11 protein-coding genes, 1 tRNA gene and 1 pseudogene are annotated in these 16,058 nt (G+C 69.9%); 8 read left to right on the top strand and 5 right to left on the bottom strand.

All coding sequences use genetic code 11. The features are described 5' to 3' along the window. Positions 1 to 7 precede the first annotated feature (7 nt). A complete protein-coding gene (locus LNW71_RS18730; RefSeq protein ID WP_250969284.1) occupies positions 8 to 1,291 on the bottom strand; it encodes an MFS transporter in 1,284 nt (427 codons plus the stop codon). A 381-nt stretch (positions 1,292 to 1,672) separates the two neighbouring features. Further along, positions 1,673 to 3,250, bottom strand: a complete 1,578-nt coding sequence (locus tag LNW71_RS18735; RefSeq protein WP_250969285.1) for a potassium/proton antiporter — start codon at positions 3,248 to 3,250, stop codon at positions 1,673 to 1,675. 276 nt (positions 3,251 to 3,526) lie between these two features. Here LNW71_RS18735 and LNW71_RS18740 point away from each other — a divergent pair, with 276 nt between their 5' ends. Next, complete coding sequence (locus LNW71_RS18740) at positions 3,527 to 6,277, top strand: penicillin acylase family protein (RefSeq protein ID WP_250969286.1); 2,751 nt, start codon at positions 3,527 to 3,529, stop codon at positions 6,275 to 6,277. Positions 6,278 to 6,294: 17 nt separating this feature from the next. Here the strand turns inward: LNW71_RS18740 and LNW71_RS18745 are convergent, their stop codons facing one another. After that, positions 6,295 to 6,879, bottom strand: coding sequence for a 5-formyltetrahydrofolate cyclo-ligase (locus LNW71_RS18745; RefSeq protein ID WP_250972060.1), 585 nt, complete (start codon positions 6,877 to 6,879; stop codon positions 6,295 to 6,297). A 107-nt stretch (positions 6,880 to 6,986) separates the two neighbouring features. Here LNW71_RS18745 and galU point away from each other — a divergent pair, with 107 nt between their 5' ends. The 7 genes and pseudogenes from galU (at position 6,987) to LNW71_RS18780 (ending at position 12,460) form a co-directional block, all read left to right on the top strand. Continuing rightward, complete coding sequence (gene galU / locus LNW71_RS18750; RefSeq protein ID WP_250969287.1) at positions 6,987 to 7,889, top strand: UTP--glucose-1-phosphate uridylyltransferase GalU; 903 nt, start codon at positions 6,987 to 6,989, stop codon at positions 7,887 to 7,889. Between the two features lie 4 nt (positions 7,890 to 7,893). Beyond that, a complete protein-coding gene (gene glp / locus LNW71_RS18755; RefSeq protein WP_250969288.1) occupies positions 7,894 to 9,204 on the top strand; it encodes a gephyrin-like molybdotransferase Glp in 1,311 nt (436 codons plus the stop codon). A gap of 122 nt (positions 9,205 to 9,326) precedes the next feature. Beyond that, on the top strand, positions 9,327 to 9,827 hold the full coding sequence (gene moaC, locus LNW71_RS18760) for a cyclic pyranopterin monophosphate synthase MoaC (protein ID WP_250969289.1): 501 nt from the start codon (positions 9,327 to 9,329) through the stop codon (positions 9,825 to 9,827). Beyond that, a complete protein-coding gene (locus LNW71_RS18765) occupies positions 9,824 to 10,348 on the top strand; it encodes a MogA/MoaB family molybdenum cofactor biosynthesis protein (protein ID WP_250969290.1) in 525 nt (174 codons plus the stop codon). Before moaC ends, LNW71_RS18765 begins: the two co-directional genes overlap by 4 nt. A gap of 17 nt (positions 10,349 to 10,365) precedes the next feature. Then, on the top strand, positions 10,366 to 10,977 hold the full coding sequence (locus LNW71_RS18770; protein ID WP_250969291.1) for a GNAT family N-acetyltransferase: 612 nt from the start codon (positions 10,366 to 10,368) through the stop codon (positions 10,975 to 10,977). Between the two features lie 166 nt (positions 10,978 to 11,143). Further along, positions 11,144 to 12,290: pseudogene (gene glpR, locus LNW71_RS18775) on the top strand (gephyrin-like molybdotransferase receptor GlpR). Between the two features lie 96 nt (positions 12,291 to 12,386). Next, positions 12,387 to 12,460: transfer RNA gene (locus LNW71_RS18780), tRNA-Ala, on the top strand. 253 nt (positions 12,461 to 12,713) lie between these two features. On the opposite strand, the gene LNW71_RS18785 is transcribed toward LNW71_RS18780, so the two are convergent. Both LNW71_RS18785 and LNW71_RS36515 read right to left on the bottom strand, forming a co-directional pair. After that, the gene (locus tag LNW71_RS18785) at positions 12,714 to 13,655 is read right to left on the bottom strand and encodes a formylglycine-generating enzyme family protein (RefSeq protein WP_250969292.1); all 942 of its coding nucleotides are present in this window, start codon (positions 13,653 to 13,655) and stop codon (positions 12,714 to 12,716) included. A gap of 77 nt (positions 13,656 to 13,732) precedes the next feature. Beyond that, a complete protein-coding gene (locus LNW71_RS36515; RefSeq protein WP_250969293.1) occupies positions 13,733 to 15,298 on the bottom strand; it encodes a sulfatase-like hydrolase/transferase in 1,566 nt (521 codons plus the stop codon). Positions 15,299 to 16,058: the final 760 nt, after the last annotated feature.

A 16,058-nucleotide genomic window follows, 5' to 3' on the forward strand; every position in this document is an offset into this window, starting at 1 on the left:
CGCTGGATCAGTCCACCGTGACCGGCCCGCGGTGACGGACACCACGTGCCACGGTCCGCCCCGAAGCCCTCGGATGGAGCCGGGATCGCAGTGCCAGCAGGGTGACCAGCGCCAGCGCCGTACCCACCAGCGGCACCAGGAATCCGGTGCTCGCGCCGTGGGCGTCCGCGAGCCGTCCGGCGACCGTCACGGCCGCCGCCTGCCCGAGGGCGACCGCGCCCGTCAGCCAGGTGAACGCCTCGGTCCGGGCGGAGCCCGGCACCAGTGCCTCGACCAGCGTGTAGCCGCTGATCAGGGCCGGGGCGATGGACAGGCCGACCAGCAGCCCCAGCCCGGCAAGCAGCGGTACGGAGTGCACCGCCCACAGGCCCGACGCGGTCAGGGTGAGTGCGGCGTACCCGGCGATGAGCCGGCGCCGCGGTCCGGTCTTCCAGGCGATGGCTCCGCAGGCGATCCCGGCCAGCATGTTGCCGGCCGCGAAGATCCCGTACAGCAGCCCGTTCGCGCCGGGGCTGCCGATCTCCTCGGCGAAGGCGGTCAGCGAGACCTGCATGCCGCCGAAGACCGCGCCGATCCCGAGGAAGGCCACCGCGAGCACCCGTACGCCGGGTACGGACAGGGCGGAGGCGTGCCGCTGGGGGCCGGTGGACGTGGTGTCGCGCACCGCGGGCTGGGTGGCGCGCTGTGCGGCGAAGAACAGGCCGCCGACCAGCGTCAGGGCGGCTTCGGCGATCAGTCCCGCCGCCGGGTGCACCGAGGTGCACAGCGCGGTGGCGATGACCGGTCCGATGACGAAGGTGAACTCGTCCGTCACCGATTCGAAGGCGGCGGCGGTCGACATCAGCGGTGAGGCCTCACGGCCGGGTGCCGCGCCCAGCACGGCCGCCCAGCGGGCCCGCACCATCGGGCCGACCTGCGGGATGGATGCGCCGGTGGGCACGGCCGCCAGGAAGAGCGCCCACATCGGCGCGTCCGCGAGGGCCAGCACCGTCAGGGCGGATACGGACGCGGCGTGCACCAGGACACCGGGCAGCAGCACCGCCCGCTGGCCGAAGCGGTCGGCGAGCTTGCCGGTCTGCGGCGCGAACAGGGCCATGGAGACGCCGCTCACGGCCGCTACCGCGCCCGCGCTGCCGTACGAACCGGTGGTGTGCTGGACCAGCAGGACGATGCCGATGGTCAGCATGGCGAAGGGCTGCCGTGCGGCGAAGCCCGGCAGGAGGAAGGTCCACGCACCCGGGGTGCGCAGCAACTGCCCGTATCCGGGGCGGTCGGAGACCGTGGACGCCACGGTCCATGCCTTTCTGCTGCCTGGTGGCGGTGCTCCTGCGGGGCGGGCCGGCACGTGGGTGCGGGCCCGGTCAGGGGCTGCCGAGAGCTGTCCTCTTCGCGCGGGACTGCGGTAGATGCCGGGCGCTCGCAACAGAGGCGGAGGACGCCACGACCGCCATACGGTCGCGCCAGCTCTGCGTCAGGCAGAGTTGGTGTCGATCAAATCAGTGAGTAGCGGTGGATCAAGTCGTTGCCGGACGCGGCACTTCGGTGCGGCACCGGGGTGCGTCACAGCTGTGCGCAGCGTCGGCGGGTTTCCTTCATGGTACAGGCAAAGACTCTTGCGTACCTGTGATTCCGCGCAAGTCACCCTCCGTAACCTGGGAACGCGGGTGTGTTTTCAGTGGTGGGCCTTTGTCTCGTGAGACTTCTCCCGGCGCGTCCTGGCCTCCCGTGCCTTTGCCTCCTCCGGTGTCCTGCCGAGCTTCTTCACCGCCTTGAGGGCATTGGACACGTGGGGGCCGGTGAAGGCTTCGCCGCCGGTGTGCCCCTCGGCTCCCAGCCAGCCGGCCAGCTTGCCGCCCTCGCCGACCGCCCGCAGCCGTGCCTCCGCCGCGTCGCGCACCGGATCGGTGGCCACGACCAGGAGTTCGTCCCCGCGGCGCAGCACCGTGGGCGGCGTGGGCACGAAGCTCTTGCCGTCCCGTACGACCAGAGTGACCGCGGCCCCGGAGGGCAGGCGCAGTTCGCCGACCTCCACGCCGTGCATCTTCGACTTCCCGGGGATGGCCACCGAGAGCAGATGTCCGCGCAGCCGCTCCAGGGGCGCCGACTCGATGCCCAGGTCGGCGGCCTCGGACGGGTCGTCGGCGATCTTGAGGGCCTTCGCGAGCCAGGGCAGGGTCGGGCCCTGGATGAGGGTGTAGACGATGACGAGCACGAACACGATGTTGAAGACCCGGGTGGAACCCTCGATGCCGGACACCATCGGGATGGTCGCCAGGATGATGGGCACGGCGCCGCGCAGCCCGGCCCAGGACATCAGGGCCTTCTCCTGCCAGGGCAGCCGGAACGGCGCCAGCGAGATGAAGACCTCCAGCGGCCGGGCCACCACGGTCAGCACCAGGCCGACGACGACGGCGGGCCAGAAGTCGTCGAGCAGGTCGTGCGGGGTGACCAGCAGGCCGAGCAGCACGAACATGCCGATCTGGGCCAGCCAGCCGAGTCCGTCGGCGAAGCCGCGGGTGGCGGGCCAGTGCGGCAGCTTGGCGTTGCCGAGGATCATCGCCGCGAGGTAGACCGCGAGGAAGCCACTGCCGTGGACCATGGCGCCCGCCGCATACGCGGACACCGCGATCGCCATCACCGCGATCGGGTAGAGGCCGGAGGCGGGCAGTGCCACATGACGCAGTCCGTACGAGCCGAGCCAGCCGACGGCGATGCCCACGGCCGCGCCGATCGCCAGTTCCAGGGCTATCTCGCCGACCAGCAGGTACCAACTGTCCACCGGGCCCTGAGTGGAGAAGGCGACCACCAGGATGACCACGGGGGCGTCGTTGAAGCCCGACTCGGCCTCCAGGACGCCGGTGATCCGGGCGGGCAGTGGCACCTTGCGCAGCACCGAGAAGACCGCGGCTGCGTCCGTCGAGGAGACGACCGCGCCGATGATCAGCGCCTGCCGCCATTCCAGGCCGACCAGGTAGTGCGCCCCGGCCGCTGTCACACCCACACTCACCGCGACACCGACGAGGGAGAGCATCACGGCCGCGGGCAGCGCGGGTTTGATCTCTTTCCACTTCGTGCCCAGGCCGCCCTCGGCGAGGATGACCACGAGGGCCGCGTAGCCGATCACCTGCGTCAGTTCCGCATTGTCGAACTTGACGTCGAAGATCCCGTCCTGCCCTATGGCGATCCCGATGCCGAGGTACAGGAGCAGGCTGGGGAGCCCGCTGCGTGACGAGATGCGTACCGCCGCCACCGCGACGAGCAGGACGAGTGAGCAGACGAGCAGCAGCTCGTTGAGCGCGTGGACAGTCAGTGGCCGGTCCTTCCCTGAAAAGGCCTGCCGGATCGTGTTCCGGCGGCCGGTACTTCGTTACCTTACCTAATCTTTAACGTTTTCTTGATGCGTTCGAGTACTCGTGCGATCGCTACGCAATTCGAGTCATCCCGATACCGCGTCAGAGGGGCTCCGACGCTGCGCCTATGGTTGCTCCTGCACTCCCAGGACCACCCTGCCCCTCGAAGGACAGCGATGCCCGCCAACACAACCGCCTCTTCCGGCTCCACCGGTACCGCCGGTGGCGGGACCGGCAAGAAGAAGGGGCGGCGCGCCCGCCTGCTCGTGATCGTCCTGGTGCTGGCGCTTGTCGCGGGTATCGGTTACGGCACGTACTGGTCCGTATCCACCGTGCGGGCCTCGTACCCGCAGACCCGCGGGACAGCCCAGCTCGCCGGCCTCGACAGCAACGTCGAGGTGAAGCGCGACGGCAACGGGATCCCGCAGATCTACGCGGACTCCGACGCCGACCTGTTCCGCGCCCAGGGGTTCGTCCAGGCGCAGGACCGCTTCTGGGAGATGGACGTCCGCCGTCACATGACGGCCGGCCGGCTCTCCGAGATGTTCGGCTCCGGCCAGGTCGAGACGGACTCCTTCCTGCGCACGCTGGGCTGGCGCAAGGTCGCGCAGGAGGAGTACGACCACGTCCTGTCCCCGGAGACCAAGAAGAACCTCCAGTCGTACGCGGACGGGGTGAACGCCTACCTCAAGGGCCGCGACGGCAAGGACATCTCCGTCGAGTACGCGGCGCTCGGCTTCACCAACGACTACAAGCCGACGGAGTGGACCCCGGTCGACTCGGTCGCCTGGCTGAAGGCCATGGCCTGGGACCTGCGCGGCAACATGCAGGACGAGATCGACCGTTCGCTGATGACCAGCAGGCTCGACTCGAAGCAGATCCAGGACCTGTATCCGCCGTACCCGTACGACAAGCACAAGCCGATCGTCAGCGAGGGCGCGATCTCCCCGGTCACCGGGAAGTACGACCCCAAGGCGACGCCTTCGGAAGGCGTCGGCTCGTCCACCGCGCAGGGTGCCACGCAGGGCCTGAACACCCAGCTGGGCGCGCTCTCCGACACCCTCGACGAGATCCCCGCGCTGCTCGGCCCGAACGGCACCGGCATCGGGTCGAACTCCTGGGTGGTCTCGGGCAAGTACACGACCACCGACAAGCCGCTGCTGGCCAACGACCCGCACCTGGCGCCGCAGCTCCCCTCGCTCTGGTACCAGATGGGGCTGCACTGCCGCACGGTCTCGGCGACCTGCAAGTACGACGCCGCCGGCTACACCTTCTCCGGCATGCCGGGCGTGATCATCGGCCACAACCAGGACGTCGCCTGGGGCTTCACCAACCTGGGCGCGGACGTCACCGACCTCTTCCTGGAGAAGGTCTCCGGCGACGGCTACCAGTACGACGGCAGGGTGAAGCCCTTCACCACCCGCGAGGAGACCATCAAGGTCGCGGGCGGCAGCGACCGGCACATCACCGTCCGTGAGACGAACAACGGTCCGCTGGTCTCCGACCGCAGCAGCGAGCTGGAGAAGGTCGGCCAGAAGGCCCCTGTCACCAATGCCGCCCCGGACCGTGCGGACGGCTACGCGGTGGCGCTGAAGTGGACCGCCCTGGAGCCGGGCAAGTCCATGGACGCGGTCTTCGAGCTCAACCGGGCCAAGGACTTCACGTCCTTCCGTGCGGCGGCCGAGCACTTCGAGGTCCCCTCGCAGAACCTCATCTACGCCGACACCAAGGGCCACATCGGCTACCAGGCGCCGGGGAAGATCCCGGTCCGCAGGTCCGGCGACGGCACGATGCCCAGCCCCGGCTGGTCCTCGGCGTACGGCTGGAAGAAGGACCCGATCCCGTTCGACGAGCTGCCGTACGAGTACGACCCCAAGCGCGGCTACATCGTCACCGCCAACCAGGCCGTGATCGACGAGGACAAGTACCCCTACCTGCTCACCAAGGACTGGGGCTACGGCACCCGCAGCCAGCGGATCAGCGACCTCATCGAGTCGAAGATCAAGGGCGGCGGGAAGATCTCGACCGATGACATGCAGAAGATGCAGATGGACAACACCAGTGAGATCGCCGCGCTGCTGGTGCCCGAACTGATGAAGATCAACATCTCGGACAAGGACATCCGGGAGGCCCAGAAACTGCTGGAGGGCTGGGACTACACCCAGGAGGCCGACTCCGCGGCGGCCGCGTACTTCAACGCGGTCTGGCGCAACATCCTCAAGCTGGGCTTCGGCGACAAGCTGCCCAAGGAGATGCGGGTCAAGGGTGAATGCCTCAACGTCCCGCCGGCCAGCAGCTCCGGCCCGGTCGACGAGCAGGACAAGCTGGTGCGCGAATGCGGTCAGCGCGCCCCGGACTCGGCACAGCCGGACGGCGGTGACCGCTGGTACCAGGTCGTCGCGAACCTCATGGACAAGCCGGACAGCGACTGGTGGAAGTCGCCGAGGAGCCGCAAGGACCCGGCGACCGAGAACCGCGACGAGCTCTTCGCCCGCGCCATGGAGGACGCCCGCTGGGAGCTGACGGCCAAGCTCGGCAAGGACATCACCACCTGGAACTGGGGCCGGCTGCACCAGCTGACCCTGAAGAACCAGACCCTCGGCAAGGAAGGGCCCGGACTGCTCCAGCGGGCACTCAACCGGGGCCCGTGGGACCTCGGCGGCGGCGAGGCCGCGGTGAACGCCACCGGCTGGAACGCGGCCGGCGGCTACGAGGTCGTCTGGGTGCCGTCGATGCGGATGGTCGTCAACGTGGGGGACTGGGACAAGTCCCGCTGGATCAACCTCACCGGCGCCTCCGGGCACGCGTTCAGCGCGCACTACACCGACCAGACGGACAAGTGGGTCAACGGTGAGCTGCTCGACTGGTCCTTCGGCACCAACGCGGTGGCCGGATCGACGACCGACACGCTGACCCTGAAACCGTAGGGCGGGCGCCCGGACGTTCAGCCGCGGCTGAAGCGCCGGGAGCCGGCCGGTGTCACCACGGCGTCCACGGGGTGGTCGTGCGGTTCCTCCGGGACCCGCGCGGCCACCTCGTCGCCGTACAGCAGGACGATCAGCGCCGGGTGCGCCCCGGCCGCAGCGAGCCGCGCCAGTACCCGGTCGTAGCTGCCGCCGCCGCGGCCGAGCCGCATCCCGCGCCCGTCCACCGCGAGGCCCGGCAGCAGCACCACGTCCGCGCCCAGGACGGCCTCGGGGCCGAGCCGCTCCCCGTCCGGCTCCAGCAGCCCCCGGCCGGCCGGCAGCAGCCGTCCGGCGCCCTCGTACGGGGCCCAGTCCAGGTCGTTGTCGGCCAGGAGCACGGGCAGCAGCACCCGTACGCCGCGCGTGCGCAGCGCGTCCAGCAGGGCGTGCGTGCCCGGCTCGCGCCCCACCGAGACGTACGCGGCGACGGTACGGGCTCCGGAGACCTCGGGGAGCGCGAGCGCTTCGCGGGCCAGGGCGGCGGCGGCCCGCTCGACGTCCTGCGCGGTCAGGAGGCGGCGCGCGGCGCTCAGTTCACGCCGCAGCAGCGCCTTTGCGGACATGTCGGTGTTCAACGGGGCACCTACAGATCTCTCGTACAGGCATATATAAGTACAAAGTTAACCGGAGGCTCATGTTCCGCCCAGAGGCGGCGGTTAAGGTTCAGCGCATGACTCAGTCGAACCCCAGGATCAGCAAGGCTGTCATCCCGGCAGCGGGCCTCGGTACCCGCTTCCTGCCGGCCACCAAAGCCACTCCCAAAGAGATGCTGCCTGTCGTCGACAAGCCTGCCATCCAGTACGTGGTCGAGGAGGCGGTGGCCGCCGGCCTCTCCGACGTACTGATGATCACCGGTCGCAACAAGCGTCCCCTGGAGGACCACTTCGACCGCAATTACGAGCTGGAGTCCGCGCTCACCCGCAAGGGTGACGCCGAACGGCTGCGCAAGGTCCAGGAGTCGAGCGACCTCGCCACCATGCACTACGTCCGCCAGGGCGACCCGCGCGGCCTGGGCCACGCGGTGCTGTGCGCGGCGCCGCACGTCGGCGACCAGCCGTTCGCGGTGCTGCTCGGCGACGACCTGATCGACCCGCGCGATCCGCTGCTGGCACGCATGGTGGAGATCCAGGAGCGTGAGGGCGGCAGCGTCATCGCGCTGATGGAGGTCCCGCCGGAACTGATCCACCAGTACGGCTGCGTGGCCGTCGAGCCCACCGCCGAGGGCGATGTGATGCGGATCACCGGCCTGGTCGAGAAGCCGGAGCCGGCCGACGCGCCCAGCAACCTCGCCATCATCGGCCGCTACGTCCTGGACCCCGCGGTCTTCGAGATACTGCGCCGGACCGAGCCGGGCCGCGGCGACGAGATCCAGCTGACGGACGCGCTGCAACTGCTGGCCGAGGACGAGAAGATCGGCGGCCCGGTGCACGGCGTCGTCTTCAAGGGCCGCCGCTATGACACCGGTGACCGGAGCGATTACCTCCGTGCCATTGTCAGACTCGCGTGCGAACGTGAAGACCTGGGGCCGGAGTTCCGGACCTGGCTCCGCAGTTACGTCACCGAGGAGATGTAGCACCTTGAGCAGCACGATCTGGTCGGTGGACGAGCACCTGGAAGACATCCTCGCCGCGGTGAAGCCGCTCGAACCCATCGAGCTGCAACTGCCCGAGGCACAGGGCTGCGTCCTGGTCGAGGACGTCGTGGTGGAGATCGCCCTGCCGCCCTTCGACAACAGCTCGATGGACGGCTACGCGGTCCGCGTCGCCGACGTGGAGGGCGCCACCGAGGAGTTCCCCGCCGTCCTCACCGTCATCGGTGACGTCGCGGCGGGCGACGCCGGTCTCTCCGGTGACCAGCGCGTGGGACCGGGCGAGGCCGCCCGCATCATGACCGGCGCCCCGCTGCCGGCCGGTGCGGAGGCGGTGATCCCGGTCGAGTGGACCGACGGCGGCACGGGCGGCGGCCCCGCCGCCACGATGCGCGCCCACAGCGACGCCCCCGAGGGCGCGGGCGGTGAGGTCCGCGTCCACCGCCCGGTCGAGGCCCGCGCCCACGTCCGGGACCGCGGCAGCGACGTACGTCCGGGAGACCTGGCGCTGCGCGCGGGTTCGGTGATCGGACCCCCGCAGATCGGCCTGCTCGCGGCGATCGGCCGCTCCACGGTGAAGGTGCGTCCCCGCCCGCGCGTCGTCGTCATCTCGACCGGCAGCGAACTGGTCCAGCCCGGCGAGGAACTGACCGGCGGCCAGATCTACGACTCGAACAGCTTCGCGCTGACGGCCGCCGCGCGCGACGCCGGAGCGATCACCTACCGGGTCGGCGCCGTCACCGACGACGCCGAGACGCTCCGCGCCACGATCGAGGACCAGCTGATCCGCGCCGACATCGTCGTCACCACCGGAGGCGTCAGCGTCGGCGCGTACGACGTGGTCAAGGAGGCCCTGTCCTCGGTGGGCGACGAGGACGAGCCGGGCAGCGGCATCGACTTCCGCAAGCTGGCCATGCAGCCCGGCAAGCCGCAGGGCTTCGGCTCCATCGGCCCCGACCACACCCCGCTGCTGGCGCTGCCGGGCAACCCGGTGTCCAGTTACGTCTCCTTCGAACTGTTCGTACGGCCCGCGATCCGCACCCTGATGGGCCTGCCGGACGTGAACCGCCCGAGCATCCGGGCCACGCTGGTCACCGGGAAGGCGCTGTCCTCGCCCGCCGGCAAACGGCAGTTCCTGCGCGGCACGTACGACGCGCAGGAAGGCACCGTCACCCCCGTCGGCGGTTCCGGATCGCATCTGATCGCGGCCCTCGCCCAGGCGGACGCGCTGATCGTGCTGCCCGAGGACGTCACCTCCGCCGAGCCCGGCGCGGACACCGAGGTGATCCTGATCCGCTGACCGACGCCCGGTGGCGGTACGGTATCTGCCGCTGTGCCTTCCGGGGGACACCCCCCGGACCCCGGGACTGCACCCCGGTGCAGCACAGGGGCAACCGGCGCCCTACCGCTAGGCGGAGTTAGTTGAGTACGCAGAACAGGCTGACGCATATCGACGAGGCGGGCGCCGCCCGCATGGTCGACGTCTCCGAGAAGGACGTCACCGCGCGCGTCGCCCGCGCCAGCGGCCGGGTCCTCGTCTCACCGCGCGTCGTCGAGCTGCTCCGTGGCGAGGGTGTCCCCAAGGGCGACGCCCTCGCCACCGCACGTATCGCCGGGATCATGGGCGCCAAGCGCACCCCGGACCTGATCCCCCTCTGTCACCCGCTCGCCGTCTCCGGGGTCGAGGTCGACCTGAGGGTGGCCGACGACGCGGTGGAGATCACGGCCACCGTGAAGACGACGGACCGCACGGGCGTGGAGATGGAAGCGCTGACCGCGGTGTCGGTCGCCGCGCTCACCGTGATCGACATGATCAAGGCGGTCGACAAGGCCGCGGTCATCACCGACGTCCGGGTCGAGGCGAAGTCGGGCGGCAAGTCCGGCGACTACCGGCGCCCCGCGCCCGGCGGGGCGGACGCATGACCGCGCCGGAGACGCCGCCCGCCCCGTCCGATTACCGCGCCCTCGTGGTGACCGCGTCGAACCGCGCCGCCGCCGGGGTCTACGCCGACAAGGGCGGTCCGCTGATCGCCGAGGCGCTGAGCGGGCTCGGCTTCACCGTCGACGGGCCGCAGGTAGTCCCGGACGGCGACCCGGTCGAGCAGGCGCTGCGGGCCGGGGTGGCCGCCGGGTACGACGTCATCGTGACCACCGGCGGTACGGGCATCTCGCCCACCGACCGCACCCCCGAGGCGACCCGCCGCATCCTGGACCACGAGATTCCCGGCATCCCCGAGGCGATCCGGGCCGAGGGCCGCGACAAGGTCCCCACGGCCGCGCTCTCGCGCGGACTGGCCGGTGTGGCCGGCCGCACGGTCGTCGTCAATCTGCCCGGTTCCACCGGCGGCGTCCGCGACGGCCTCGCGGTCCTGACCCGACTCCTGGTGCACGCCGTCGACCAGCTCCGCGGCGGCGATCACCCCCGACCCGGGAGCCCGAGCTGAACGTCCCGACCTGGCCGGTGATCCTGGTGGACGGCGATGTCGCCCTCCGGCCGATAAAACTGCGAGACCAGAGCGCGTGGCGCGAGGTCAACCGGCGCAACCGGGACTGGCTGCGCCCCTGGGAGGCGACCGTGCCGCCACCGGCTCCGGGCGGCCCGGTGGCCCAGCGGCCCACGTACCGGCAGATGATCCGTCATCTGCGCGGCGAGGCCAACGCCGGCCGGATGCTGCCCTTCGCCATCGAGTACCAGGGCCGGCTGGTCGGTCAGCTGACCGTCGCCGGGGTCACCTGGGGCTCGATGTGTTCGGGCCATGTCGGCTACTGGGTGGACCAGGAGGTGGCGGGCCGCGGGGTGATGCCGACCGCCGTCGCCCTCGCCGTCGACCACTGCTTCCGCGCGGTCGGACTGCACAGAATCGAGGTGTGCATTCGCCCGGAGAACGGGCCCAGCCGGCGGGTCGTGGAGAAACTCGGATTCCGCGAGGAGGGGATCCGGCCCCGCTATCTGCACATCGACGGCGCATGGCGGGACCATCTGATCTACGCGCTCACGGCCGAGGAGGTGCCCGACGGGCTGCTCCGGAGGTGGCGACGGGCCAGGCCGGAACGCCCCGGAACACCGTCCTAATAAGATGTATGTTCGAAATTGATCGGCGCATGACTGCTAAAGACCCCGCAAACGCCGACTGTTGATCCGAACAATCACAAAAAAAGTCCGTGATATCAGCCGGATCGTGCGACACACCGCGTCAATTGGCGGATGCCTCCGCGCAAACCCCTCTACGGTGTGAGATGTGAGCAGCAGCGGCCTCATCTACGCAGTCATCGTCGGGGCCTGGGCCGCCTACTTGGTGCCGATGTGGCTCCGCAGGCAGGACGAGCTCAACGAAGCCCGTCCGACGGAACGCTTCAGCACCGCCATCCGGCTGCTGTCCGGACGGGCGGCGATGGAGCGCCGGTACGCCAAGGGGCTCCAGGAACGCACCGACGATGAGGCGGCGCCCGACGCCGAGCCGGACGTGAGCACGGATCGAATGGATTCCGTCGACGTCCGGGACTTCTCCGCGCCTCCGGCGCACACCGAGGCCCGGGTGCACGACCCGGCCCGTACGCCGGACCGCACCACGCCGGAGCGCGCACCGCGCAAGCGCCCGGCCCCCAAGCGCGCATCCGACCCCGCATCCGACCGGCGCCGGCGCCCCGGCGGCATCGACGCCGAGCGGGCCCGGCGTGCGCAGCGCACCCAGGTCCTCGCGCGCCGTCGGCGCACCACGGTCATGCTCTTCCTCGCCTTCACGCTCGGCGCGATCGTCGCGGCGGTCGGCGGCCTCCGCTTCCTCTGGGCCCCCGCGGTTCCCGCGGTGCTGCTGAGCACGTACATCGTGCATCTGCGCGCCCAGGAACGGCGCAGGTTCGCCTTCACCATGGACCGGCGCCGGGCCGAGGTGGCGGCGCAGCGGCTCCGCGAGAACCGCCCCCGCAGGCACCAGCCGGCCGCGACGGCCCCCGCCGAGCCGGACGAGGACCCCGAAGCGCGCCACCCCGCCCCGAGCCCACCCCCACGCTCTCCCCGCAGGAGGCCGGCCGCCGCGCCCTGGTCGAGCAGACGGACCACGCGGAGTGGGTGGACCAGCAGCGCGAACGAGGCCGGGTCCAGGGCGACAGCTGGGAGCCGGTCCCGGTCCCGCTGCCGACCTACGTCACCGCCCCGGTCGCCCCGCGCGCCGGCGGCGGCGTCGAGGTCGGCAACCCGGAGACCTGGAGCGCGGCCCGCTCCAGCACCGCCGAACCCACCCAGCCGGCCCCGCACCCCACGGCACCCCCGTGGACCCGGCGCCACGCCAGCGCACCAACCAGTCCCGCCGCTCCCGCGACCGGGGCCGGACCCCCCTCTTCGACCAGTACGAGGACGGCGACCGCCCCCGCGCGGCCAACGAGTGAGACCCCCGCACCGCACTGCGACACCGACTCGGCTGACCAGCGCGGAACGGATTTCCGAGCACCCCGTCGAGGGTGCTAAAGTTTCACTCGTTGCAAGGGCCTGTGGCGCAGTCTGGTAGCGCACCTCGTTCGCATCGAGGGGGTCTGGGGTTCAAATCCCCACAGGTCCACCGCAGCTCAGAGCCCCTACCGGGGAAATCCGGTAGGGGCTCTTTGGCGTCGTACAGCAGCGGAGTACAGCAACTGCACACGAAGTCCGAATCGACCCACAGCTCACCAGCCGCCCTCTTGGCGATCTCCCGAGCCTCCCGGCGGATCCGCAGCGCGGTCATGCAGATCTCAGGCAGGGGCAAGGTGGCCGACGACGCCTCGGTCTTGGTCTCGTCGTGCACCAGCTGGCGGTCGATCCGTCTGGAGGAGCACTCAAAGCTCTGGGTCGGCTGATTGCACGCAGCGGAACCCGACGTGGCTGGTGGTGTCGCGAGGGCCGTGCGCCTGGCGTGCGGCTGGCCGGTACCGGCGGCAGTAGGAGGGTGCGCAGAGGTGTGAGCCGCCTTTGATGACGAACTGGTCGTGCTCGCTCAGGGTGGTGCGTGGCAGGCAACAGGCGGGTGCGGTGCCTTGGCCGCCGAGCCCGGGCGCTTCCGCCGAGTGGTTGGGGGTCCAGCGTGTTGCGGTCAGTTCCCAGACGTTGCCGGTCGCGTCGTAGAGGCCGTAGCCATTGGGCGGGAACTTCTTCACTGGGGAGGTCCGGGTATGGCCGTGCGGGGCCGTGTTCTGGAAGGGGAAGCGGCCGTGCCAGGTGTTGGCCATGATCTGCCCGCTGGGCATGAAGTCCTTCCCCCAGGCGTAGGTTGCGCAGTCCAGGCCGCCTCGTGCGGCGTGTTCCCACTCGGCCTCGGTGGGCAGCCGCTTGCCCGCCCATGCGGCGTACGCCTGAGCGTCTTCCAGCCCGATGTGCACCACGGGGTGCTGGTCCCGGCCGTGGACGGTGGAGCCGGGGCCTTCGGGGTGGCGCCAGCTGGCGCCCGGCACCCAGCGCCACCATTGAGTCCAGTCGTGCAGAGGTACGGGTCCTGATGTCGGGGTGAACACCTGCGAGCCGGGCACCAGCAGCGAGGGGTCGGCTCCGGGGAAATCACGTGAATCGGGGGTCGTCTCCGCGATGGTCACGTGCCCGGTGTCGGCGACGAAGCGGTGGAACGCGTCGTTCGTGACCGGATGGTCGTCAACCCAAAGGCTGTCCACCCTTGCGGTGACCACCGGGCCTTCCTCGGGGTAGAAGTCGGCGCTGCCCATCCTGAAGGCCCCGCCCGGAACCAGGGTCATGCCGCACCGGGACGCGCGGTCGTTGTCAGGTTCCACGCTCGGAGGGCGGCCGGGTTCTCCTTCGACTGCGCCGATATCCGCCCCGAGGCCACCTGCGCCCCGCATGGTCTCCCTCATGCGCCTTGCGGGGGCTGGACCCCGTGCTCGGGCTGGTGCTGTGCCAGGTCGGGTGTTTGGGCATGGGGATGGCGGAGCGTCGTGACGTACTGGGTGATGGGGCCGATTTGCAAGTGCTCGTGCGGCACCAGCTGTCCGGGCTCGGGTGGGGTGTAGGGGTCGGGTGTTCCTGGTTTGATCGGTGGCTCGATCGCCAGAGACTTCAGGAATGCGCCGGCTGCGGCGGCCATCGGATGCACCACCCAGGCATGTGGGAAGTCGACAGGGTGCTCTTCGCGCGGGTCCCATTCGAGGTTGTACAGGGCCGGTACGTTGTAGGGCGCCCAGGTGGAGTAGAAGTCGTCGTTCTGGAACAGGTGGGCTTTCCACTGGTGCCACTTCACCGCCTGTAGCCGGTTGCCCTGCATGCACAGGACGGTGTCGCGGCCAGATTCGTCGTTTTGGCCGAGAAGGAAATCGCGCATGTCCATCCCGTCGATCTGGCGGTCAGACGGGACAGTTCCGCCGCCGGCCAGCACCAGAGTGGTGAACAGATCGACTTCGTGCACGAGTTCGTTGCTGACCGTGCCGGGCTCCACGTTGCCCGGCCAGCGGATGATGCACGGCGTCCGGTTCGAGCCCTCCAGCGAGGTGAACAGGGAGCCGCGCCACGGGCCGGCGAATCCGCTCCACAGGCCGCCAAGCGGATCAGGGTCACTGGCGGGCATCCGCCACGTTGAGTCGGGTCCGTTGTCGGACGTCCACACCACGATCGTGTCGTCGGCCAGCCCCAGCGCTTCGCACGCGTCCAGAATCCGGCCGGTGAAGTCGTCCACCTGGGTCAGCAGGTCGGCCCAGTTCCCCCGCCGCGTCTTGCCCGCGTACTCCGGATCGGGAATCGGCGGGACGTGTACCTGGGTGTAGGGCAGGTACAGGTAGAAAGGCTTTCCCTCGTCGTGAGAGCGGTGCATGAAGTCGATCGCCCAGTCGGTGATCTTGCGGTCGAACTCAGCCCGGAACTGAGTGTCGTAGGTGGCGATCACTTCATGCTCTTCGCCCTTCCTGCGTCTGTAGATCGGCTCGGGCTCCAGAGGGATTTTGGTATCGCCTGTGTAGGGCGCTGAGGTGACAGTGCCTTCGGGGAAGTAGGACTGCGTTGTCCACAGCACCTCGTCGGCGGTCCGCGGTGACCACACCGCCTCGTCGAACCCGAAGTCGACAGGGCTACGGCTCTCCGGATCACTGCCCAGGTGCCACTTGCCCCACATACCGGTCGCATAGCCCGCATCGGAGAGCGCCTGGGCGATCGTGATCTCCCACTGCGTCAGGCCGTCCGGGCCCCCTGTGAGCGGGACCGTCTGCGTCCCGGAGCGGATCGGGTGCCGGCCGGTCAAGAGCGCGGACCTGCTCGGCGTGCACTGTGCTTCGACGTTGAAATTCAGCAGCCTCGATCCTTCGGAGGCCAGCCTGTCGATGCGCGGTGTCGGTGCCCCGCGCAACACCCCGCCGCCGTAGCACCCTGGCTCACCCCATCCGAGGTTGTCCCAGAAGAACACCACGATGTTCGGCTGGTCAGTGCTCACGATCTACTCCTCACCGCAGCTGGTCGAGCTAGGGCAGCCTCTGATTCGTGACCTGGACGACTAGGTCCCCCGCCCTTGTGTGGCCGCGATCTAGACAGGGACCCGCCACGCTGGGACACCGCACGCCCACAGGGTGCACTGAACCAATGCTGCGCCACCATGCCTGTCCAGGCATCTGCAACCGATGGTGAGGAGCTGCGAGCAGGCGTGCCAGATACGTGCTGGACCGAACGGCCAGTCACGGTCATTTGAAGCCGCCGCGGTTTCCGCAATGTCTCTTACGGTCGTCGCAGAGGCAACCAGGCTGACCTGCGGTTATGTCCTACATGACCCGGCTTACGGAGCAGATGTCGTTCCGGTTGGCCGGAGCCACCGGCGTTCAGCACCCCGGACGCCCGTTCTGGTCTGCCGATACCCGCTGTGCAGACTCCAGGATCACGGCCCACGGAAGTTCTCGATTTGCCGGCCGTAGTTCGCGCTCGCCGGAGCGACGACGTAGCGGTCAGCAACAGGGTGTGGGCGAGGCTCAGTCGGCAAGCGAGGCGTATCCCGCACCGGCGAGCCGGTCAGTGCTTCCAGGCGTTCCAGCTCGCCGTTCGCCCCTCAGCCCCCGCATGGACAGGCTCGCAGCCCTCAGCGACCGCCACGCCGATAGTTCGCATCGAGGGGGTCCGGGGTTCAAATTCCCCAGGTCCACCGCACACCGCAGCTCAGAGTCCCTACCGGGAAATCCGGTAGGGACTCTTTGGCGTCGTACAGC

The organism is Streptomyces sp. RKAG290, assembly GCF_023701695.1.
GTDB lineage: Bacteria > Actinomycetota > Actinomycetes > Streptomycetales > Streptomycetaceae > Streptomyces.